The 21,440-nt window shown below is 72.2% G+C and carries 16 protein-coding genes; 3 read left to right on the top strand and 13 right to left on the bottom strand.

What is annotated here, in order from left to right; translation table 11 throughout:
- Positions 1-279: 279 nt before the first annotated feature.
- The 9 genes from ABD481_RS31940 to ABD481_RS31980 form a co-directional block, all read right to left on the bottom strand.
- The gene (locus tag ABD481_RS31940) at positions 280-1,074 is read right to left on the bottom strand and encodes a hypothetical protein (RefSeq protein WP_344669540.1); all 795 of its coding nucleotides are present in this window, start codon (positions 1,072-1,074) and stop codon (positions 280-282) included.
- Positions 1,071-2,474, bottom strand: coding sequence for an MFS transporter (locus ABD481_RS31945; RefSeq protein ID WP_344669541.1), 1,404 nt, complete (start codon positions 2,472-2,474; stop codon positions 1,071-1,073). The genes ABD481_RS31940 and ABD481_RS31945 overlap by 4 nt, the downstream gene beginning before the upstream one ends.
- Complete coding sequence (locus ABD481_RS31950; RefSeq protein ID WP_344669542.1) at positions 2,471-3,160, bottom strand: HAD family hydrolase; 690 nt, start codon at positions 3,158-3,160, stop codon at positions 2,471-2,473. Before ABD481_RS31950 ends, ABD481_RS31945 begins: the two co-directional genes overlap by 4 nt.
- A complete protein-coding gene (locus ABD481_RS31955; protein WP_344669543.1) occupies positions 3,157-4,152 on the bottom strand; it encodes a pseudouridine-5'-phosphate glycosidase in 996 nt (331 codons plus the stop codon). The genes ABD481_RS31950 and ABD481_RS31955 overlap by 4 nt, the downstream gene beginning before the upstream one ends.
- A gap of 84 nt (positions 4,153-4,236) precedes the next feature.
- Positions 4,237-4,941: a transglutaminase-like domain-containing protein gene (locus ABD481_RS31960; RefSeq protein WP_344669544.1), complete on the bottom strand. Its 705-nt coding sequence runs from the start codon at positions 4,939-4,941 to the stop codon at positions 4,237-4,239.
- The gene (locus ABD481_RS31965; RefSeq protein ID WP_344669545.1) at positions 4,938-6,092 is read right to left on the bottom strand and encodes an acyl-CoA dehydrogenase family protein; all 1,155 of its coding nucleotides are present in this window, start codon (positions 6,090-6,092) and stop codon (positions 4,938-4,940) included. Before ABD481_RS31965 ends, ABD481_RS31960 begins: the two co-directional genes overlap by 4 nt.
- A gap of 92 nt (positions 6,093-6,184) precedes the next feature.
- The gene (locus ABD481_RS31970) at positions 6,185-6,562 is read right to left on the bottom strand and encodes an ectoine synthase (protein WP_344669546.1); all 378 of its coding nucleotides are present in this window, start codon (positions 6,560-6,562) and stop codon (positions 6,185-6,187) included.
- 111 nt (positions 6,563-6,673) lie between these two features.
- Positions 6,674-6,946, bottom strand: coding sequence for a phosphopantetheine-binding protein (locus ABD481_RS31975; protein WP_344669547.1), 273 nt, complete (start codon positions 6,944-6,946; stop codon positions 6,674-6,676).
- Positions 6,943-8,517: an AMP-binding protein gene (locus ABD481_RS31980; protein WP_344669548.1), complete on the bottom strand. Its 1,575-nt coding sequence runs from the start codon at positions 8,515-8,517 to the stop codon at positions 6,943-6,945. Before ABD481_RS31980 ends, ABD481_RS31975 begins: the two co-directional genes overlap by 4 nt.
- Before the next feature lie 225 nt (positions 8,518-8,742).
- Here ABD481_RS31980 and ABD481_RS31985 point away from each other — a divergent pair, with 225 nt between their 5' ends.
- A complete protein-coding gene (locus ABD481_RS31985; RefSeq protein ID WP_344669549.1) occupies positions 8,743-11,196 on the top strand; it encodes an AfsR/SARP family transcriptional regulator in 2,454 nt (817 codons plus the stop codon).
- A gap of 94 nt (positions 11,197-11,290) precedes the next feature.
- Here ABD481_RS31985 and ABD481_RS31990 read toward each other — a convergent pair whose 3' ends face one another.
- On the bottom strand, positions 11,291-11,725 hold the full coding sequence (locus tag ABD481_RS31990; RefSeq protein ID WP_344669550.1) for a hypothetical protein: 435 nt from the start codon (positions 11,723-11,725) through the stop codon (positions 11,291-11,293).
- A gap of 192 nt (positions 11,726-11,917) precedes the next feature.
- On the opposite strand from ABD481_RS31990, the gene ABD481_RS31995 reads away from it, so the two are divergent.
- Complete coding sequence (locus ABD481_RS31995) at positions 11,918-15,073, top strand: tetratricopeptide repeat protein (RefSeq protein ID WP_344669551.1); 3,156 nt, start codon at positions 11,918-11,920, stop codon at positions 15,071-15,073.
- Between the two features lie 261 nt (positions 15,074-15,334).
- Here the strand turns inward: ABD481_RS31995 and ABD481_RS32000 are convergent, their stop codons facing one another.
- Positions 15,335-18,697: a BTAD domain-containing putative transcriptional regulator gene (locus tag ABD481_RS32000; protein ID WP_344669552.1), complete on the bottom strand. Its 3,363-nt coding sequence runs from the start codon at positions 18,695-18,697 to the stop codon at positions 15,335-15,337.
- Between the two features lie 156 nt (positions 18,698-18,853).
- On the bottom strand, positions 18,854-19,027 hold the full coding sequence (locus tag ABD481_RS32005) for a hypothetical protein (RefSeq protein WP_344669553.1): 174 nt from the start codon (positions 19,025-19,027) through the stop codon (positions 18,854-18,856).
- A 42-nt stretch (positions 19,028-19,069) separates the two neighbouring features.
- Here ABD481_RS32005 and ABD481_RS32010 point away from each other — a divergent pair, with 42 nt between their 5' ends.
- Entirely contained in the window at positions 19,070-19,735 is a 666-nt protein-coding gene (locus ABD481_RS32010; RefSeq protein WP_344669554.1) for a hypothetical protein, read from the top strand.
- A 7-nt stretch (positions 19,736-19,742) separates the two neighbouring features.
- Here ABD481_RS32010 and ABD481_RS32015 read toward each other — a convergent pair whose 3' ends face one another.
- Positions 19,743-21,428 carry a hypothetical protein gene (locus ABD481_RS32015; protein WP_344669555.1) on the bottom strand — a complete coding sequence of 562 codons (1,686 nt, stop codon included), beginning with the start codon at positions 21,426-21,428 and terminating at the stop codon, positions 19,743-19,745.
- Positions 21,429-21,440: the final 12 nt, after the last annotated feature.

Consider the following 21,440-nt stretch of genomic DNA (forward strand, 5'->3'; position numbering starts at 1 on the left):
GCGACGTCGGCGGGCGGGTTTGGCGTGAAAGCTTCGGGACCGGGTCGGGGGAATCAACCGATTTCTACGGGTCGCTGGGCCGGGGAGGCGAGGGCGGTCGGCGTCGAAAGCCATGATGCCGAGCCGTTTCGGGGGCGGTTCCGCCTGCGCGCGGCGGGTGTCGCGAGATCTGGCGGAAGGCGCACAGGGGGTAGCGGCGCATGAGGATGGCGCCGGTGACGGGGATGCTGCTTCCGTCACCGGCGCTCCGGCCGGTCCGCTCTCGGGCAGACTGCGGGGTTAGACCGTGACCAGACCGGTGGCTCCTTGTGGTCCTTGCGCTTCTTCTCGTTCTCCTTCCGGCAGCAGCTCCCGGTGGTAGTACTCCAGCACCGCGGAGTTGGCACTCAGCACCGGCAGGCCCGACTCGCGCGCCACCTCGGCGGCGGCGTCCAGGGTCCGGAAGCCGCTGCCGGGAATGAGGACGGCGTCGGTGACCGGGGTGACGGCGGCGAGAATCTGCTCGCGCAGGGCGCGGTGCGGGATGTGGCCCTTGGCGCCGCGATCGAACAGGTCCTGGCGGCTGCCGGTGTCCCAGGCCGGGCCGAGGTCGTAGCGGTGGACCCGGGTCGCTGCGGGCAGGCCCAGGTAGGACGCGGTGGCGCCGACAGTACGGTCGGTGAACCACGGCGGCGCGACCAGCAGCGGCTCGGCCGGGGCCAGGGTCCGCAGCCGGCGGCGGAGGGCGTGGCCGGCGGTGAAGGCGGGGACGCCGGCGGACTCCCACAGCGCCTCGGCGAACGCGGCGTCGAACGCCGAGCCGCCGAACACGCTGGCCGAGACGAAACACAGGGCCAGCGCGTCGGCGCCGGCGTCGACGAGGTCGGCGACGGTGCGCCGGACGGCGGGGGTCAGGAAGGCTTCGACGCTCTCGCCGACGTACTCCTGGCCCGGGGCGCGGTGGAGGGCGAAGCGCCCGGTGATGACTTCGAGGCCGGGGGGTGCGGCGCGCCAGATCTCCGATTCGGGGACCGAGTCGTTGTGGACGACGAGGAGGCCGAGGCGGCGTGAGGGGTGCCGCTCACTCCCACTCATCGCGCACCTCGCGGCCCGCGCAGCACCGTCACCGCTCCGGCAACGACCGCCCCGGCCGCGGCGAAGGCCGCCGTGGTCAGGAACGCGTCGCGATATGTCCCGGCCGCCGTCGGCGCACCCATCACCAGCACCAGAATCGCCAGCGACGCCGCCGCGCTCATGTACTGCGAGGTGGTGAGCACGGCGCCCGCGGTGCCCTGGTCCTCGTCGCGCAGACCGCCGGTCCCGGTGACGAACATCGAGGTGTAGGTCAGGCCGTGGCCGATGCCGGACACGATGACGCCGGGCAGCATGTGCGTGGCGTATCCGGTGCCGCTCGCCGACAGCGCGAGGAGCACCAGACCCGCCGCGTCGAGAACGAACGCGACCGTCAGCAGCCGCACCGAGCCCACCTTGGCGATGAAGCGCCCGGCGAGGATGTTGCCCAGCACGATGCACAGCGCCAGCGGCAGGAACCCGAGCCCGGCGCGCAGCGGGCTGTAGCCGTAGCGGTTCTGGAGAATCAGGGTCACGACATAGAACTCGGCGCCGACGCTGGCCATGTAGAGCGCGGTCGAGACGGCCCCGAGGCGCAGCATGGCGTTCGACCGCAGGGCGCGGTCGATCAGCGGCGCGGCCGAGACCCGCTCGTGCCAGGCGAAGCCGACGGCCAGCAGCACGCCGCCGACCGCCAGGCCGACCGTGCGGCCGTCGCCCCAGCCGTGCACCGCGGCGAACGTCAGGGCACTGACGACGGCCAGCGAGGCCGCCGTCGCCAGCACCGCCCCGACCGCGCTCAGCGCCCGCCGGTCGCCCCGGCGGCCGTCGGCGGGCAGCAGGCGCGGCGCGGCCAGCGCGCACAGCAGCGCCACCGGCAGGTTGACCAGCATCGTCCAGCGCCACGAGGCCGTGGTCAGCACCCCGCCGAGCAGCGCGCCGGCGGCCAGGCCCGACGCGCCGATCGTGCCCCACACCGACAGCGCGCGCTCCCGCTCCGGTCCGGCCTCGAAGGTGCGGTTGATCAGGGCGATGATGGCGGGCTGCATCAGCGCCGCGCCGAGCCCCTGCGCGCCGCGCGCGGCCAGCAGCAGCGCGCCGGAGTCCGCGACCCCGCCGGCGGTCGCGGCCAGGCCGAACAGCACCAGCGCCGCGATCAGGATCCGGCGCGCGCCGAACCGGTCCCCGGCCCGGCCGCTGACCAGCAGGAAGCCCGCGAACAGGACGGCGTAGGCGGACACGACCCACTGCAGGGTGTCGGGGCCGAGCTTCAGGCTGCTGCCGATACTGGGCAGCGCGACGTAGATGACGGAGTAGTCGAGGGCGATCAGGAACTGCGCCAGCGACAACAGCAACAGCCCGGCGGTCTTGGCTGACACGTCCGCTTTACGGACGCTGACATCAGTCTTCTCATATGTGGTCACGTGGACACCTCGGGGAGGGAGGGAACGGTAGCGGATGAAAGGGAGAGCTCGGGCAGAAGCAGCTCGAACAGCTCCTCAGGGGTCCCCGCTATGTGCTGCGCACCGGCGGCGCGCAGCTCTGCGAGCGTCGCGACGCCGTACCCGACGCCGATCCCGGGGATCCCGGCGGCGTCGGCCATCTTCATGTCGTCGGTGCTGTCGCCGACCACGACGCACTCCGCCGGGTCCACGCCGAGCGCCCGCGCGGCGGCCAGCGCCTGGTGCGGCGCGGGCTTGCCGGGAACCTCGGGAACGTAGCCGACGGTGACGGGGAAATACTGATCGAGCCGCGCGGCGGCCAGGAACTCGGCGGCGCCGGCCGGCGACTTGCTGGTGACCACCGCGAGCGGCCGCCCGGCGTCGGCGAGACGGTCGAGCAGTTCGCGGACGGCGGGGAAGACCAGCTCGGCGGCCCGGGGCACGACGTCGGACGCGAACAGCGCACGGAACTCGGCCGAGGCGGCGACGACGATCGGCGAGTCCCTGGGCGTGACCAGCAGCTCGGCGAAGACGTCGGCGAGGGGACGGCCGACGCTGGCGGCGACTCGGTCCGGGGGGGCCAGCGGGCACATGCGGCGGAGGATGGCGGTGATGGCGCCGGGGGTGTCGGCCAGCGTGCCGTCGAGATCGAACAGGACGGCGGTCATCGGAGGGCTCCCGAGACGGCTTCGGCCCTGGCGCCGCCGCCTTCGAAGGTGGTTCCGGCTCCGGTCCCGGCGCTGGCGCGCTCGGTCCGCACCTCGTGCAGCCGGACCGCGAACTCGGCGCCCAGGCGGGTCGTGGATATCAGCACTTCGCGGTTCGCGGCTGACGTCTGGCCGCCGGAGGAGCGCGCGAGTTCCTTCAGGAGGAAGGGGGTGATGGCGGGCCCTGTGACCTGCGCCTGGCGGGCCGCCTCCTCGGCCTCGGCGATGCGCGCCTCCAGCTCGTCGTGCGGGATGCCGTGCTCGGCGGCGATCGGGTGCGTCACCAGGAAGCCGCTGTCGATGCCGGCGTCCCAATGGTCGGCGACCGCGCGGGCCAGCAGGCCGAGGTCGTCGAGGCGGTGCGGGTTGCGCTGCCCGGAGGAGACGCTCACGTAGCCGGGGAACTCGTCGCAGCGGTAACCGACCACCGGGATCGAGTGGGTCTCCAGCCATTCCAGCGTCAGTCCGGCGTCGAGGATCGACTTCACGCCCGCGCACACCACCACCACCCGGTTGCGGGCGAAGGCCGGCAGGTCGGCGGAGACGTCGAAGCTCGACGGTGCGCCGCGGTGCACGCCGCCGATGCCCGCCACGGCCAGCGCCTCGATCCCGGCCAGGCGGGCGCCGTGCACCGCGCCGGAGACCGTCAGGGCCCCGATCCGGCGCTCGGCCACCACCCGGCCGATGTCGCGGATCGAGGCCTTGACCGCCGCCGGGTCCTCGGCGATCCGCTCCAACTGCGCGGGGGTGAGGCCGACGTGCAGCGCGCCGTCGAGGACCGCGACCCGGGCCGGGACGGCGCCGGCGGCGCGGGCCGCGGCGTCGACGGCTCGGGCGAGTTCGAGGTTGGCGGGGTAGGGCAGTCCGCCGGCGACGACCGAGGTCTCCAGGGCGAGCACCGGGCGGCGGCCCACCGCGTCGGCGACTTCCGGGCTGAGGGTGAACCGGGACATGAGGGCGATCCCTTCGGGGGTTCGGTTCGGGGCGGGTTCGGGTTCAGGGCGGGGTTCTGGGTGGTTTCGAGGCGGGGCGGACTATCAGCGCGCAGGCCCCGGTGCCGGGACGGCCTGGCGGACCCGTCCCGGCACCCGCCGCGACGGCGTGATCATGGCGGGGTGCGAGGCCTGAATCAGTTCCCTGATGCGGCCCGGCGCGGGGTCGGGGTGCCGCCGCACATCGCCCAGGAACTCCATATGCTCCCGGCCCTGGAGGTCGAAGGGCTGGTAGACGGCGTCGTGCTCGCCGTCGAACTCCAGCGGCGCGATCCCGTACATCCGGCACAGCAGCCGGTTGAAGACCGGTGTGACCTTGATCCAGCGGTCGGCGATCCGGATCTCGGTGTACCAGTGCAGGAACACCTCGCCGCCGACCAGCTCCCGCAGCTCGGGCGAGGACAGGTGGTTGCGGACCAGGCCGGACACCAGGCGCGAGGGCACCCCGAGGTGCCGGACGGCGGTGGCGTAGAGGATCGACTTGTGCAGGCAGAACCCGCGCCCGGCGGCGAGCACGGCGCTACCGGTCAGGTCGGCATCGGCCAGGCCGGTGTCGAAGACCTCGTAGTCGACCTGGTCGCGGACGGCGTAGAACAGATCTCGGCAGCGTCGGCGCAGCTCGGCGACGGTGTCGGTGTCGGTAGCACCAGCCGGCGCCGCCTCGGCGACGAACCGCGCGATCTCCGGCCTGTCATGGTCCAGGACCCCGGTCGGCCGCACCGCGAACGCGGCCTGCGCCCGGGTGCTCATCGGCCCGCCTTCCGGGTGCGCAGCCCCACCAGCGCGGCCAGCCGGTCGCGCTGGATCTCGCTGCTGCCGGAGTAGATCGTGGCCGCGACGTTGTCCCGCAGCTCCTTCTCCAGGCCGTACTCGCTCATGTACCCGGCGCCGCCGAACAGCTGCACCGCGGCCTGCGCCGAGGCCACCGCCGCCTCGCTGGCGACCAGCTTGGTGATGGCGATGTCCTCGGCGACGTCGCGGTGCGCGGCCAGCGCCGCGGCGGTGTGCTCCAGCCACAGCCGGCTGGTCTCGTAGCCGATCTTCAGGTCGGCGATCCGGTGCGACACCGCCTGGTACGCCGCGATCGGCGCGCCGAAGCTCTCGCGGGTGTTCGCGTGCCCGATCAGCCGCTCCAGGCGGCCGGCCATGCGGCCGACGGTGGCGGCGAAGGAGTAGAGGATCTCGCGCTTCATCACGTAGTCCAGCACGAGCAGGCCGCCGCCCTCGTAGCCGAGCACGTGGTCGTCCGGGACGCGGACGTCGTCGAGGAACAGCTCGCACATCGGCGAGGTGCGCAGGCCCATCTTCTCGATCGGGGCGCCGCGCACGACGCCCGGGCTGTCAGTGCGGACCAGGAACGGCGTCAGCGCGGTCGCGCCGGTGCCGGTCCGGGCGTAGACGACGATCAGGTCGGCGACGGGCCCGTTGGAGACGTACGCCTTCGCGCCGGAGAGCACGTAGGCGTCGCCGTCGTGGCGCGCCGTGGTCCGCATGGCGAGGGCGTCGGAGCCGCCGCCGCTCTCGGTGATGGCGTGCGCGCCGATCAGCTCCCCGGCGCACACCCCGGGCAGGTAGCGGGCCTTCAGCGGCTCCGACCCGAACCGGGCCAGCGGGGTGCCGGTGCTGGCCAGCTGGGTGGTGGCGCTGAAGACCAGGCCCTGGTCCAGGCAGTGCTCGCCGAGGGCGCGCAGAATGCCGACGGTGTCGGCGACGTCCAGCGCGGCGCCGCCGTACTCGGCCGGGAACGGCAGGCCGAGCAGGCCGACCTCGGCCAGCCGCCGCCACTTGTCGCGGCGGAAGCGGTGGTCGCGGTCGTCGTCGAGGTGGCCGTCGCTCAGCTCGGGGCCGAGCCGGACCAGCAGGTCGGCGAACGCGGTGCGCTCTTGCGTGGTCGCCGTCATGGGAAGTCCCTTCTCCCGGCCGCCGCCGGGCGGGGCGGCGGCCGGTGGGTCGGAAGGCGGTAGGGCGGTAGGGCAGTGGGTCAGTCAGTGGGTCAGTAGGCGGAGAAGCCGTCCGGGCTCAGCCGGTGCTGCTCGTCGCCGCGGATCGGGGGGTTGAAGACGCTGATCAGTTCCATGTCGCCGTGTTCGGCGGCGCGCAGAATGTGCGCGTCGTGCCGGTCGAGCGCGTAGAGCACGCCGGGCACGAGCTTGTAGCGGACCGCGCCGTCGGCGCTGACCACCTCGCCCTCCCCCGAGATGCAGTAGCAGGCCTCGATGTGGTTGCGGTACTGCAAGCGCGACTCGGAGCCGGCCCGAACCACGGTGTGGGCCAGCGCGAATCCGACGCCGTCGGCCTCGATCAGCAGGCGGTGGCTGTGGCCGTTGCCCCAGTCGACGGAGTCCACGGAGCCCTTCTCACGGATGATCATGGTCGCTGCTTTCTGGATATGGGGACGGTGGGATATAAGGGCATTGCGGGTTCAGGAGTCACGGGTTCAGGAGACACGGGTTCGGGAGACACGGGTTCAGGGGAGGCGGGTTCAGGGGACGGCGTGGGCCCGGTTGGCCTCGACGAACTCGGCGAGCGCCGCGATGCTGCGCAGCCGCCGGGGGTCCAGGTCCAGCTCCTCGACCGGCAGCTCGAAGCGGCGGCCGATCCAGGACAGCAGCGAGACCAGGGCGAGGCTGTCGAGCACGCCGCCCTCGATCAGGTCGTAGTCGGGCGGGATGGTGCCGGCGTCGGGGGCGTGGGCGGTGACGATGTGGTCGTGCAGGGCGGCGGCGGTCGCGGCGGCTCCGGCGGCGGTGGTCACGGGACGGCTCCTTCGGTGAGCAGGGCGCGGATCTTGGCCCGGTCGGGCTTGCCGGTCGAGGTGCGCGGCAGGTCCTCGGCCAGCAGGTGGTAGCGGCTGGGCACCGCGGCGGCGGCCAGCCGCCGGCGACAGTGGCCGCGCAGCGCGAGAGTGTCGAACGGGGCGGGCGCCAGGTCCGGGCGCGGCCGCACGGCGGCGTGCAGCACCTGCCCGGCCACCGGATCCGGCACGGTGAAGACCACGGCCTCGGCCACGTCCGGATGGTCGGCCAACGCCCGCTCCACCTCCGCGAGGCTGGTCCGCACACCGTTCACCTTCACGATCCGGCTGATCCGGTCGACGAGGTGATAGGCGCCGTCGGGGGCGCGGCGGACGATGTCCCCGGTCCGGTAGAAGACGCGGTCGGAGCCGGGCAGCCGGACGAAGGGCTGGGGGTCGGAGGGCTGGGGGTCGGAGGCGTCGGCGGGACCCTGGCGGAGGTAGCCGGGGGTCTGGAACGGGGTGCTGACGATGAGCTCGCCCACTTCGTCGGCGTCGGAGGCGGTAGCTCCGCCGCTCTCGGCGCCACTCGCTTCACCGCTGCCAAAACTGTCACCGGCCCCGGCGCGGGCACCACTGTCGATCCGCACCTCGACCCCCGGCAGCGGTCGGCCGATCGGCACTCGGCCGGCGGCGATGTCCGCGGGCTCCACCCGGTGGCGGAAGCTGTCGTTGGTCTCGGTGCAGCCGTAGAGGTTCCAGATCTCGGCCTCGGGAAAGGTGCAGCGCAGCCACGGCCAGTGCTCCACCGGGAACGCCTCGCCGGTCAGAATCAGATGCCTGACTCCTGGCTGAGGCGGGATCGGCTGCGAGGCCAGCAGCCGGATCAGCAGCGGCACGGCCTGGATGATGTCCGGGCTTTGATTCACCAGGATCCGGGCGATCCGCTCGGGGCGCGCGGCGTCGTCCGGCGGGACCAGAACGGTGGTGCCGCCGTGGCTGAGGGTGCCCCACACATCGAGCAGCGACAGGTCGAAGTTCAGCGGGGCGTAGCTCAGCACCCGGACACCGGGGCCGATCCCGAAGGCGTCGGCCGCCCAGCCCGCGAAACGCTCCAGGAGCGGCGAGGGCAGCGGGACCAGTTTCGGGACGCCGGTGGAGCCGGAGGTACTCAGCACCAGCGCGGCCCGGTTCTCCGGCGCGCTGCCGGCCCGGGACGCCGCGTACGCGGGATGCACCGGCTCGACCGCCGTGGCCCGCAGCGCCACAGGGTCCTGAGCCACGGCGTCCGCCTCGACCGTGTAGTCGGCGGCGGCCCGGGCCAGCAGATCGGCCCGCAGCTCCGCGCCGAGGGCGCGCGGCGGGATGAAGACCGTCGCCCCGATCTCGGCCAGGGCCAGCGTCGCGGCGATCGCCTGCGCCGACTTCTCGGCCAGCAGCGCGACCGTGTGGCCGGGGCGCACGCCGTCCCGCTCGAACCCGTCGCGATGCAGCGCAACCCGCTCGGCAAGGTCGGCATAGCTCCACGAGCGTGCCCCGTCGACGACCGCGACGGTGTCGTCCCGCCGACCGCTGATCCCGGTCTCCCACATCGCTGCCTCCCCGGCCGGCGTCCATTTGGTGAATCGCTCCAGAGAGATCGTCAGGGCTCGGACTACCACGCCACGACCTCGCGGCTACCCCCGCGCGCCCGCCGGACGAAAGGGCTCCTGCCACAGCGCTACTCCTCGGCTACCCTGGATAATCGGAAGCCGGCTCTCCCGAGGCCCGTGGTAGCCGGTGAATGTCTAGAATGTCTATCGATATGAGGGGGAAGCGTGGGCGTGTACGTCCATCAGCCGCGGCGGCGTGGACCCGAGCCCGCACCATCCGACATCGACATCTGGATCCTGGGTCCGCTGCGCATCAGCGTCGGCGGCCGGGAGGCGGCGCTGCGCGGCACGCGCATCGCCCGGTTGGCGGCCCTGCTCAGCGTGAACGCCGACGCGGTGGTCCCCTACGAGCGCATCGTCGACGTGCTGTGGGACGACCCGCCGGAGTCGGCCCGCCAGCAGGTCCACAACGTCGTGGGCGCGCTGCGCCGGGCGCTGGCCCGCCCCGACGGCACCACCCTGGTGGTCACCGAGGGCCCGGGCTACCGGCTGGCGGTGCCGCTGGCGGCGGTGGACGCGTACCGGTTCCAGGCCGCGGCGGGCAGTGCTCGACAGGCACTGGCCGACGGCCACGACGAACAGGCGCTCGCCGTCCTCAACAAAGGCCTGACGCTCTGGCGCGGCCCGGCCCTGTCCGGGCTGCGCGACTCCCGGCTGGCCAACGCCGCCGCGGTGCTCGACGAGCAGCGGCTGGACGCGGTCGAGGCGGCCACCGGCATCCGCCTGCGGCTCGGCGCGGCCGCCGCGACCCTCGGCGAGCTGGGTGCGCTGGTCGCCGAGCATCCGTTCCGCGAGTCGCTGCGAGCCCTGCTGATGCGCGCGCTGCTGGCGGCGGGCCGGCAGGCGGACGCGCTGGCCGCGTACGAGGAGGGACGGCGGCTGCTCGCCGACGAGCTGGGCCTGGATCCGGGTCCCCAGTTACGAAAAGCGCATGAGGGAGTGCTCCGTGGCGAGGGCGTCATCCCGGCAGCGGCTCAGGCATCGGCCCCGACGCCTTTGACGGAACCGACGGAACCAACCGACCCGACTAATCCGATAAAAAGTCCGAATACGACTCCGAATGCGGCTCCGCCAATCGACCCGGCGCCCGAAACCACCGCATCCCAAGACCCGATCGCCGCCCCTCCCACCCCCGCGCAGCAGAAACCTGAGAAGCCCGAGCGCTACGCGCTGCCGGCCGCCGCGGCCGCCTCGATGACCCGGGCGCAGAACGCCCGCCTCGTCAACCACCCGCCGGGCCGGCCGGGTACCGTCGCCCCGACGCTGACCTTGACCGAACCGGCCTTCACCACTCCCGGCGTCGTCCCCGCACCCCGTATCGACCGCTCTTTCCTCCCTCGCGACCTCACCGAGTTCATCGGCCGCGAGCACCACATCCGCGCGCTCGTCGCGCAGGCCGGCCTCGGCGGTCCGGCACCGCAGGTCGCGGTGATCGACGGCATGGGCGGCGTGGGCAAATCGACGCTGGCCGTGCACGTCGCGCACCGCCTCGCCCCGCGGTTCCCCGACGGCCACTACTTCGTCGACCTGTCAGGCTTCTGCGCCGTCACCGAACCGGTCGAGCCCACGCAGGCGTTGGAGGCACTGCTGCGGGCCAGCGGGCTTGATCCGGACTCGCTACCGGAGGGGCTGGACGAGCGCAGCGCGCTGTGGCGGGCCCGGCTGGCCGGCCGGCGCGCGTTGGTGCTGCTGGACAACGCGCGCGACGCCGCGCAGATCAGGCCTCTGCTGCCGGGCACCGGCGAGACGTTCGTCCTGATCACCAGCCGCAAGCGCATGCCGTCACTGGAAGGCGCGGTGCCGGTACCGCTGGAGGTGATGGGGCCGGACTCGGCGATCGCGCTGTTCAGCCGCATCATCGGCACCGCGCGGGCGGACGCCGAACCGGAGGCCGTGGCCTCGGCGGTGGAGCTGTGCGGACGGCTGCCGCTGGCGATCCAGGTGGCCGCCGCACGGCTGCGCGACCGCGCCACCTGGCCGGTGGAGCGCGTCACCAGCCAGCTGTCCGACCACCGCACCCGGTTCCTGGTGGCCGGGGACCGCGACGTCACCGCGATCCTGGCCTGGTCCTACCACCACCTGGCGGCGCCGGAGAAGCACCTGTTCCGGCTGCTGAGCCTGCATCCGGGCCCTGATTTCGACGCCCACACCGCCGCCGCCCTGAGCCAGACCCCGCTGCCCGACGCCGAATCGGCGCTGGAACACCTCTTCGAGGCCAACCTGCTCCAGGAGCGCTCGCCGGGCCGCTACCACCTGCACGACCTCGTCCACGACTGCGCCGCCGAGTTGCAGACCGCGCACGGCCAGGCCGAGGACCAGGTCGACGCCACCGAGCGGCTCGTGGACCACTTCCTGCGCTGCGCGATCCAGTGGTGCGCGGCGCTCACCGGCGACGGGGCCGCCAACGGCGCCGGTACGGTATCGCAGCACACGGAAACGTATTCAGGGCTCGAAACCAGACCGGTGAAGCGGGCCAAGGACCCGGCGCACGCCCAGCGCCTGTTGGAGACCGAACTCGGCAACTTCGTCGCGGTGCGGCGGCTCGCGGTGACGCTGGGGATGTGGGACCGGGCCCGGCTGCTGGCGCAGGTGCTCGGTCCGCACTTCGGGTTGTTGTGAGCGCGGCGGCTTGGTCGGCCGCGAGGCAGGACGTTTCGCGGCCGGGTGCGGTTGGTGGTTCGCGGTCGGCCGGTACGTGATCGGCGGTTCGCGGTCAGCGGTTGTGGTTGATCGTGTTTGTGGCGCGGTCACCCATCGAGATGATCCCGTCGTTGCGGCCGACCGCGATCGAGCCCTGGCCCGAGGCCTCCACCGTCATGCCCGCGCTCTGGAGCAGGCCGGCCAGGTCCGCCGCCAGGTCGGGGTCGTCGATCTTGTCGGCGCCGGACAGGGCACGCTTGAGCTGCGCGCGCAGGGCCGCGCGGAAGTCGTCGTCCTCCGGGTTGTCGGCGAGGTCGCCGACGGCCTCCTCCAGCCGGGGCCGCGGGGTGCCGTCCTTGGAGCGGCGCAGCCGGTCGAGCAGGCGGCGGCCCAGCCGCACGCTCTCGTCGGCGGTCTTCTCCCCGGCGGTGGACAGCAGCTTGTGGCCGACGGCCGACAACGCAGCCGTCAGCTGCGCCATCACCGAGCTGAGCAGTTCGGAGTCCATGTGATCCCCTTCACCCGGGCGCGGGGAACCCCGCGTCAAAAGATCATAAGGATCCTGTGTACGTACCCGCATTCGGTGTTCCATCGGTGGAAACCCCAATACGGACTCGTATTAAGACACTGCCGGAGTCCCTAGGATGGTCGCGGACCCGCCGCCGCGGACCGGGAAGCGTCCGAGGGAGAGAGACCGCTGGTGAGCGACGAGACGAGGACCACCGCACCGGAACTCCTCGTCCATGAGAACCGCGGGATCATCTCCACCGGCCCGAACGCGGTCAACACCATCTACCCGGCCCTGACCCACGACCTGCGGCCCGCCGCCGAAACCCCCTGTCCGCCGGGCACCGCGCGGTTCGCCCCCGGCGGAGGCGCCGGCCGAGGATTCATCGGCCGCGAGGAGGAACTCGCGGCGATCGCCCGCGCCCTGGGCCCGGACTCCCCTGACTCCTCGGAAGCCTCGGACGTCCCGAACACCTCGGGCAACGCCTACGTCCTGGCCGGCCTGGGCGGCATCGGCAAGTCCTCGCTGGCCGACCGGCACGCCCGCCGGCACGCCGCGAGCGGCGCCCTGGTCTGGTGGATCACGGCGGAGAACGCCGAGCGTCTGGCGGCCGGGCTGGCCGCGCTGGCGCACAGCCTGCTCGCCGAGACCACGCTGGTCCCGGACCCCGCGGCCGCGCAGTGGGCCCGGGCCTGGCTCGCGACCCACGACGACTGGCTCCTCGTCCTGGACGACGTCTCAGCCCTCGACGACATCGCCGACCTGTGCGGCTCGCTGCCGCGCGGGCGCTTCCTCATCACCACCCGGCGCACGACCGGATGGGGGCCGATCGCGGAGTCGACCCGGCTGGACGTCCTGTCCCCGGACCAGTCGCTGACCGTGCTCACCGGGTTCGCCGGGAGCGCCCTGACCGCGGACGGCGGTCCGGAGCTGTGCCAGGACCTGGGCCATCTGCCGCTGGCGCTGCGGCAGGCCGGAGCATATCTGGAGCAGAACCAGGTCTCCGCCGCCGTCTATCGCGAACGCCTGACCGGCGGCGTGCTCGGCTGGACGGCCGACGGCGCCGATCCGCGCGAGACCATCGCGCGGGTGTGGCAGGTGAGCCTGGACCGGATCACCGAGGACCACGGGCCGCTGCCCGGCCGGATCCTGCGGGTCCTGAGTTGGCTCGCCCCGGACGCGATTCCGCTGGACCTGCTGGCCTGGGACGGGCTCGGGCAGCAAGAGGTCGACGAGGCGGTCGGCCGGCTCGGCGCCTACAGCCTGGTCTCGCGCAACGGGACCGATGTCAGTGTTCACCGACTCGTGCAGCTGGTCGGACGGACGGCGTCCGCGCGGGGTGAGAGTGGCGATGGTGCCGATGACGTCGGCGGCGAGGTCGGCACTCGCGAAACCGCCACTCGCGAAACCGTCACCCGTGAAAGCGCCACCCGCGAGGCCGCTCGTCGCGCCGCGACCGCCCTGCGCGGCACGGCGCCGCTGCTCACGTCGGTCGACTTCGAGCACTGGCCGAACCTGCGCCGACAACTCCCCCACGCCCATGCCCTGGTGGCGGCGACCACGCCGGCCGACGACAACCGCGCGGCGGCGGAGCTCTACAGCATCATCGGTTCCTTCCATCTCCTCCAAGGCGCCGGCACCGAATCCACCACCTACTTGCGCAGGGCCCTGATCTTCGTCGAGACCGACACCGCCGACAACCCGGAGTACCACGCCGAGCACACCCGCATCAGCCTCGCACTGGCCCAGGCGCACATGCAGAGCGGCAACGTCGTCGACGCGATCGCCTTGCTGGAGGCCACAGTGGCCCGGGCCGAGCCGAACCTCGGCTCGGAGCACCGCGACGTCCTCGCCGTGCAGACCGCTCTCGGCACCGCGTATATCGAAATGGGCCGGAACGAGGACGCCACCCGGGCCCTGACGGCGGCGGTCGAGACCAACCGCAAGAACCTCGGCGAGAACAACCCGACCACCTGGGGCAGTGTCAGGTCCCTGGCTCGGTTGCTGTCGGCCACCGGGCAGGCGGCGGAGGCGATCACTCTGCTGGAGCCGATCCACCAGCTCTCCCACGACCAGTTCGGCCCCGGCCACGCCTACACGGTGATGATCCTGCAATCCCTGGCGGACGCGCATTCGAAGGCCGGCGACCACGAGCGCGCCGCCGCCCTGCTGGAAGAGGCGTCAGCCTTGTCGGCGGAGTCCATGGGATCGGACAGCATTCGTACCCTGACCGCGCAGAACGACTTGGGCATCGCCCACATGCGGGCCGGCCGATGGGACGAGGCGATCCAGACCTTCGAGGCCAACCTGCCGGTCCTGGAACGCGTCGAGGTGGAGGACGCCTCGGCCTTCCGTATGCGCGTCAACCTGGCCGTCGCCTATTCCGGCCGCGAGCGGCACGCCGACGCGATCCCCGTGCTCCGCGACGCGATCGACCGCGTCGACCACCGGGACGACTTCGATCCCCTGAACCTGACCGCGGCACGAACCGCGCTGGCCACCGCCCACCTCCGGACCGGCGAGCCCGGCCCGGCCGTGGAACTGTTCCGCCGCTGCCTGGCCGACAGCACCCGCCTGCGCAGCGCGGACGACCCCGAGACGATCGCCACCCGCGTCCTCCTCGCCTCGGCCCTGACCGGCGTCGGGGACGCAAAGGGCGCCGCCGAGGAATGGGAACGCTGCGTCGCCGACTGCGACCGGGCCCTGCCGCTCGACAGCCCGCTGCTGGCCACCTCCCTGAACGGCGCGGCGAAGGCCCACGACAACCTCCCCGACCCGGAACGAGCAGCCGCGCTCTACCGCCGCGAAGCCGAACTGCACGCCACCCTCCACGGCACCGACGACGAACGCCGACTCACAGCCGCCCGCAACGCCGTCTCCTGCCTGCTACTGACCTCCACAGCCGACTTCTCCGCAGCCGTGCCGGAACTGGAACAACTACTGGCCGACCACGAACGCCTCCTGGAGCCGGACGCATTCGGAACCCTCGTGATGCGAGTCCGCGTCGCCCAGGTCCACGAAAAAGCCGGAAACCTGGCCCACGCCCTGGAGCTCCACATGCACGCCACCGCGGAGATGGTCCGCGTCCAGGGCGCCGACCATGCGAACGTCGAACGATCGCGCGCCCGCGAGGACGTGGTGCGGGCGGCGCTGGGCCTGCCGACGCTCTGGGATCAGGAGCCTGAAAAAGAAGACGGGACGGTGCCGACAGCCACACCGACGCCGCCAACGCCGGTGGCTGCCCCGACGCCGAAACCGCCGAGCGCACCGACGATATCCGGACACGAACACCAGGCTTCGCCGGTTGGGAAGCGCCGGTTCTCTTGGCTCCGCCGCTCGCGGGGCTGATCGGGGATCGGCGCTCGGTGCTGGCGCTGAGCCCGGGCTAGGCCAAGCAGCACCAGCACCAGCCTGACCAAGCCGACGGGGCAGGTGACCGCCCCGAAAACTTTCGCTCTGGTCAAGGCCCAAGCCCAGGTCAAAGCCAGGTTCAGGCCCAGATTCAGGCCCAGCCCGGGCCCGGGTCCTGGTCCGGGTCCTGGCCCTGCCTTGACCCTGGTCTTGATCTTGGACTTGGTCTTGGTGCTGGTCTTTGTGCTGGTGCTGGTGCTAGCCCGCTGTTCCCCCGCCCGCAGCTCGGATCAGCGCGTCAACAGCCTGTTCCCGCTCGACAAAGCCGATCCGTCGAAAGATCTCGACTGCCTGCCGCAGGTCGGCCAGTCCTTCGGCGCGGTCGTCGGCGGCGCCGCTGTTCAGCAGGCTGCCGCCGCGTGCCTCCAGTGCGCGTGCCTCCACATGCGGAGCGTTCATCCCGCGCGCGATGGTCAGGGATTCGTTGAGCTGGCGCAGTCCTTCGTCGTTGTCGCCGGTCGTCATGGCGAGGGTGCCGAGTGTGGTCAGCACCTCTGCTTCGAGGAAGGCGGATCCGACTTTTCGGGCCAGGGTGAGTGCTTGTCGCAGGTGGCTGTCGGCTGCTCGGATCTCTCCGGCTGCCATCAGGGCGCGGCCGAGGACGTGCCTGGTGTTGGCCTCGCCGTTGGGGTAGCGGGCGGTGAGGCAGATCGACAGTGCCTGCTCCAGCAGTCCGATTGCTTCCGGGATGGAGTTCTCGGCCAGGCTCAGGTCGGCGAGTTCGCGCAGGGCGGTGGATACGTTCACCGGGGTGCAGTAGGTCCGGGCCAGGGTTACCGCGCGTTCCATGTACTCGCGGGCCTCGCCGCGTCGGCCTGCGGCGCGGCGCATTCGTCCGAGTTCGAACAGGGCTGAGGACTCGGTGTTGTGGCTGCCGGTATCGTGGAAGGCTGACGCCGCCGTCTGATAGTGCTCGGCGGCGGTGGCGAGGTCGCCGAAGCATTCGCGGATGCGTCCCAGTTCGAGGGTCGCCTGGGCCTTGCCGTTGAGGTCGCCGACCTCGCCGTATAATGCCAGCGCCCGGCGGCAGAGTTGTTCGGCCTCGGCGAAGGTTCCCGACAGGCGGCCGATCCGCGCGAGGTTCCACAGGGCGTCGGCCTGGCCCTGGGCGTCGCCCAGCTTCTCGAAGCCGGCCAGCGCGGTCCGCAGCGTGTGGGCCGCCAGCCGCACGCGTCCGCTGACGATCTCCGCCCTGCCGATCTGCGCCAGCGCGGCCAGTTGGCCGTACGGGTCGCCGAGCGCCCGGTACAGCGCCAGCGCCTGGCTCCCGACCAGCTGCGACCGGGCGAAGTCGCCGGCCAGCTGGCCCGATTTCGAGGCCTCCAGGAGCGCGTCGGCCTCGCCGGCCTGGTCGCCGTCGTCGTGGGCGGCCTGCGCGGCGGCCAGATGCCTGGTCATCCCCATTTCGCGCGGGCCGTCCCGGCGCAGCAGGCCGGCCAGGCCCGCGGTCAGGGCGACAACGTCGCGGGTGCGCGAATGCTCGGCGGCGTAGTCGACCGCGGCCAGCAGGTTCACCCGTTCCTTACGGAGCCATTCGATGGCTTCGGTGACCCCTGAGACTCTCGGCAGCGGCACCGGCACCGAGGCAGCTCGCGGGCCAACGGCCGAGGCCGTCTCCCCCATCAACGACCCAGCGCCATCGACACCCATAGAACGCCGCTTCCGCGTCACATGCTGATCGGCGCCGAGCGCCGCAGTGCGGTAATACGCGAACAGCCGATCCACGGCATCGTCCCGCTCGCCAGGCTCCAGCGCCTCCGCCAGCTCCCGCGCATGCAAGGCCAGCAAGTCGTGAAAGCGGAACCGGCCCGGCGCCGCCTCAGCAACCAGGTTGTACTCCGCCAGGGAGCACAGCAGCGCCCTCGCGGCGGGCAGCGCGAGGCCCGCGAGCGACGCCGCCGCGTAGGCGTCGGCATCGACCCCCGGAACCAGGCCGAGCAGAGTGAACATGCGCTGCTCGGCGGCGGGCATCCAGCGGAACGAGGAGTGGAAGACGCTCCGGATGTCGCGGTCGTCGTCGTGCAGGAAGCCCAGCCGATCACGCTCGTTCCGCAGGTCGGCAAGAACGTCGTCGAGTTCGAGCAGCGGATGGTGCCGCAGGCGCGCGCCGATGATGCGCAGCGCCAACGGCAGCCGCCCGCACAGCGCGATCGTCTCGGCCAGCCCGGGGTGGTCCTCGGCGATCCGGCCGGGGCCGGCCACCTGGCGGACCAGTGCCACGGCCTCCGCCTCGGGCAGGATGGCCACCTCCACCTGGTGGGCGTCGTCCAGGCCGGTCAGCCGGCGCCGGCTGGTGACCAGCAGCAGGCAGCCGGCGTGGCCCGGAATCAGGGGCCTTACCTGCGCGGAGTTGCGGGCGTCGTCGAGGAGGATCAGGGTCCTGGTACCGGCCAGCCGCTCGCGGAACAGCGCGGCCCGCGCGTCCGCGCCCCCGGGGATGCCGGAGTGCGGGACGCCGAGCGAGCGCAGCAGGTGTTCCAGGGCGGTCTCGGCGTCCAGCGGCTCGACGCCGGGCGTGTGCCCGCGCAGGTCCAGGTACAGCTGGCCGTCGGGGAACAGCTCGGCGGCGGCGTGGGTGCTGTGCACGGCGAGCGTGGACTTCCCGACCCCGGCCATGCCGTCGATCGCGGAGATCACCACGGTGCCGTTGTTCGCGGCCTCGGCGGCGGCCGCGTGCGCGAGTTCGAGCAGCTGGTCCAGTTCCTGTCGCCGGCCGACGAAGTTGCGGGCTTTGGCCGGGAGCTGTCGGGGCGCGGGGGCCGGCGCCTCGGTCGCGTGGCCGAGCGCGAGCGCGGTCTCCGGGTGCTGAGTCGGCGGCAGGGGCTCGCCGTCCAGAATCCGCGCGTGCACCTCACGGGTGTCGGCGGACGGCTCGGCGCCGAGCTCCTCGATCAGCAGCCGCCGCAGGTCCTGGTACACCCGCAGGGACTCCGCCGCCCGGCCGGTCCGGTACAGCGCGGTCATCAGCAGCCGATAAGGCGTCTCGCGCAGCGGCTCGGCCGCGATGAGCGACCGCAGCTCGGCAATGGTCTCGCCGGGCCGGCCCAGGTCCAGCAGGGCACTGACACGGTCGACGACCGTCTGCCAGCGCAGCTCCAGAAGGTCCGCGGTGTCCTCGTCCCGCCGCCCGGTCCCGGGCACGTCGGCCAGCGGCTCCCCGCGCCACAGCGCCAGGGCCGCGGTGTAGGCGTCGACCGCCTCCGACCAGCGTCCGACGGCGCCGGCGTCCCGGCCGCGCCGCTGCTCGGCCCGGAACCGGTCGACGTCCAGTTCGCCGGGGCCGACCTCGATCAGGTAGCTGGAGCCGACGGTGAGCAGGCGCGGGCCGACGGTGGGTCCCAGCGTGGTTCGCAGACGTTTGACTTGCGCGTGCAGGGCCGCGCGCGCCCCGGTGGGCGGGACGTCCCACACCCGGTCGGTGAGGCGGTCGCAGGACACTGAGGCGTTGGCGTGCAGGAGCAGCGCGGCCAGGATCGTCCGCTGGCCGGCTCCCAGCACATAAACCGGTGTTTCGTCGACAGTGACCCGCAGCGGTCCCAGTATTTCGAACGACGTCCCCATAGCTGCCCCCCGGCTGACGACAATCGGATCGCAAGCCCGTTTTACCGCAATTCCGGAGCAGGGGCTTACGAGATTGGCAGCGGGACGCCGAGTCCTCCGACATCCCGCCGCCGAACCAAGGTCCAGTGGAACGCGCCATGGAACTCCGCTACTGGATCAGAGTGTGTCCTCGACCTTGATGTCGCCGCGTTGGACCACGAAAAGCTGGTTGCCCAGGTTCGGGTTGCCGAGCCCGACCGGCACCGTACGCCGACTGGTCCGGCCGCGCCGAGGAAGGCCGCCCCACCGTCCCCACCAGCGATCCCCGTTCAGCAAAATGGTCGAAGCCATGAACCTTGTATCAGAGCTCGTATTCTGGTAACCATCCACACCATGGATGCTCACCCGCCGCCGGAGCCGCTCCCCGTGCCCGGCCGAGGCAACGCCGCCGCAGCTCTGCTGGGCGCGCTGCTGACCGTTGTCTCGCTGGTCATGCCCTGGGCCGCATACAGCGGCGAGAGCGGTGACCTGTCCTGGTCCGGTACGGACATCTCCCACTTGCCCACCGATCTGTCGGACCGGATCGACCAGGTCACCACCGGCATCCACGTCATGACGATCGCGGCCGGGGTGGTGGCGGTGTTGTCGCTGCTCCGCCTCGTGGCTCCCACCGTTCGGCTGGCCTGGCTGGTCCTGTTGGGGAGTGCGGTAGCCCTCTTCGGCGCGATCGGCGCGGTGGCGGAACTCAACAGCCTGCTTTCCGACGGCGGCGCGTTCACGCCCTCCATGCAGGCCGGCGGCGCTGTCGCCGTGCTCGCCGCCGCGGTCGCCTTCATCGCCGCCATCCGCGGCGTGGTGGTCCAGCGGAGATCACGCCGCCGGACGGAGCAGGTCGGCCAGCCTCAGGCCTTCCAGCCTCAAGCCTTCCACACCCAGGCCTTCCAGACCCAGCCCGGCCAGCCTGAAACCTTCCAGACCCAGCCCCCGCCCAACCAGCCGCCGGTCGGCCCGCCATCAGCCGACCGGCCCCAGCCGGAACCCACCGCCCCCGATCAGTGAAGCCGCCTCACCCCGTGACCGTCGGCGGCGTGATCGGTGTCACCGGCGGGACGTACGTCCCCAGCAGGCTCGTCTCGTACGCGCAGTAGTCGTGGCTCTCCCCGGCGGTCGCCGGTACGGTGATCACCTTCGGCGGGTTGAGCACGCTCCGCTGGTTCGCCTCCAGCAGGTACACCGTTCCCACCGGGACCGTGATCGAGGCCTGCGGGTAGGTGATCGCCAGGCTGGCGCACGCGTTCAGCTTCGCGGCCTGCGCGGTCTGGTAGACCGAGCACTTGGCGCAGGCTGCGATGTCGAACGTTCCGGTGGCGGAGCCGGTGTAGAGGATGTGCACCGCGTCGGGGCTGTCGTTGGCGACGGTGATCGTCACGTTTCCGCCCGAGGCCATTGTGGGCGGCTGCTTTCCGGCGTCGGCGTCCTTCTGCGCGACCTGCGCGGCGATGACGTACTTCGCCGCCAGACCGGCGTTGGGGTCGTTCGGGTAGTCGGTCGCGAAGCTCTGCATGGTTGTCTGAGCGCTGATGAAGTCGCCGCTCTTGTACTGGGCCGCGCCGCAGGCGAACGTCCCCGTCGCCACGCCGTTGTCCGCCGCGGAGTGGGCCTTGGCCAGCGCCGCCTCCACTCCGGTGTCGTTGCTGGTCAGCGCGGCGACTTTGGTATCGAGGGTGCGCAGCTTCGTTGTCACGCCGCAGGGATCCGGTCCGCTGATCCCGGACACCGTGGTGGTGACCGCGTCCGAGGCGGTGACCGGCACCTGCGCCGCCTGCGGCGAGGTCGGGAAGGTCGCCATCAGTTCATTGAAATAGGTGGTGCCCGTCGCGCCGTCGGTGACGTTGAAGCTCGTCGTCCCGCAGCGCAGCAGCGCCGTGGCCAGGCGGTCGTCGGGCCAAGTGGCCAGTGACCCCAGCTCGCTGGTGGCGATGGTCTGCGGCACGGTGCGCAGATAGGTCAACGGCTCGATGGCGTCGCAGTACTGGCCGCCGTCGTAGGCGGCGGCGATCGTCCGGTAGAACGCCGCCAGCCGGTCCGGCACCAGCTTCCCGGCCCGGGAATCGCGGTGGTTGACCAGCAGATCCCGGTAGCCGACCAGCGCGGTGCCGTAGGTCGGCTGCGCGGTGCCGAACGGTTCCCCCTTCGCCGCCGCGACGATGTCGTCGGCCGCCTTCAGCCGGCCCAGCAGCATGGTCTGGATCGCGTTCGCCCGGGCGTTGTTGAACAGCACCACCCCGCCGACCGGGACGACCAGCAGCACCACCGCCATCGCGGCGGCGATCCACGTCTGCCGGGGCCACTTCAACGGCCGCAACAGCGCCCGCACGGCGCCGTGCACGGCGACGACCACCAGGAACCCCAGATAGCCGATCAGCAGCCAGGCCGGCGGCGCCTTGGGGCTCGCCGGCAGCACCGCCAGCAGCAGCGCGCCGGTCGCCGCCCAGCACACGACCGCCGCCACCCAGCGGCGCGTCACCACGTATCCCAGCCCCAGTCCGCTGAGATTCAGCACTCCGACCGCGAGCGCGCGCAGACGGTCCGCGGCGCCCGGCCGCCACGCCGGCGCGCCCTGCGGCGCCTCCGGCCCGCCCTCTGGATAAGGCTGCTGCGACAGCTCCGGCTGCTGCCCGGGAAGCTGGTACGACTGTGAATAGCGGTACGGATACGGATCCTGATTCTGAGGCATTACAGGGTCGGTCATGGCCATGGCCTT

The organism is Catenulispora yoronensis, assembly GCF_039531695.1.
In the GTDB taxonomy this organism is placed as follows: domain Bacteria; phylum Actinomycetota; class Actinomycetes; order Streptomycetales; family Catenulisporaceae; genus Catenulispora; species Catenulispora yoronensis.

What these genes read in the sequence shown, in the direction of transcription:
- ABD481_RS31980 (WP_344669548.1), bottom strand. Translation starts at nt 8,517, where the DNA reads ATGTGGGAGACCGGGATCAGCGGTCGGCGGGACGACACCGTCGCGGTC.
- ABD481_RS31955 (WP_344669543.1), bottom strand. Translation starts at nt 4,152, where the DNA reads ATGTCCCGGTTCACCCTCAGCCCGGAAGTCGCCGACGCGGTGGGCCGC.
- ABD481_RS31965 (WP_344669545.1), bottom strand. Translation starts at nt 6,092, where the DNA reads ATGACGGCGACCACGCAAGAGCGCACCGCGTTCGCCGACCTGCTGGTC.
- ABD481_RS31970 (WP_344669546.1), bottom strand. Translation starts at nt 6,562, where the DNA reads ATGATCATCCGTGAGAAGGGCTCCGTGGACTCCGTCGACTGGGGCAAC.
- ABD481_RS32005 (WP_344669553.1), bottom strand. Translation starts at nt 19,027, where the DNA reads ATGGCTTCGACCATTTTGCTGAACGGGGATCGCTGGTGGGGACGGTGG.
- ABD481_RS32015 (WP_344669555.1), bottom strand. Translation starts at nt 21,428, where the DNA reads ATGACCGACCCTGTAATGCCTCAGAATCAGGATCCGTATCCGTACCGC.
- ABD481_RS31990 (WP_344669550.1), bottom strand. Translation starts at nt 11,725, where the DNA reads ATGGACTCCGAACTGCTCAGCTCGGTGATGGCGCAGCTGACGGCTGCG.
- ABD481_RS32010 (WP_344669554.1), top strand. Translation starts at nt 19,070, where the DNA reads ATGGATGCTCACCCGCCGCCGGAGCCGCTCCCCGTGCCCGGCCGAGGC.
- ABD481_RS32000 (WP_344669552.1), bottom strand. Translation starts at nt 18,697, where the DNA reads ATGGGGACGTCGTTCGAAATACTGGGACCGCTGCGGGTCACTGTCGAC.
- ABD481_RS31960 (WP_344669544.1), bottom strand. Translation starts at nt 4,941, where the DNA reads ATGAGCACCCGGGCGCAGGCCGCGTTCGCGGTGCGGCCGACCGGGGTC.
- ABD481_RS31940 (WP_344669540.1), bottom strand. Translation starts at nt 1,074, where the DNA reads ATGAGTGGGAGTGAGCGGCACCCCTCACGCCGCCTCGGCCTCCTCGTC.
- ABD481_RS31950 (WP_344669542.1), bottom strand. Translation starts at nt 3,160, where the DNA reads ATGACCGCCGTCCTGTTCGATCTCGACGGCACGCTGGCCGACACCCCC.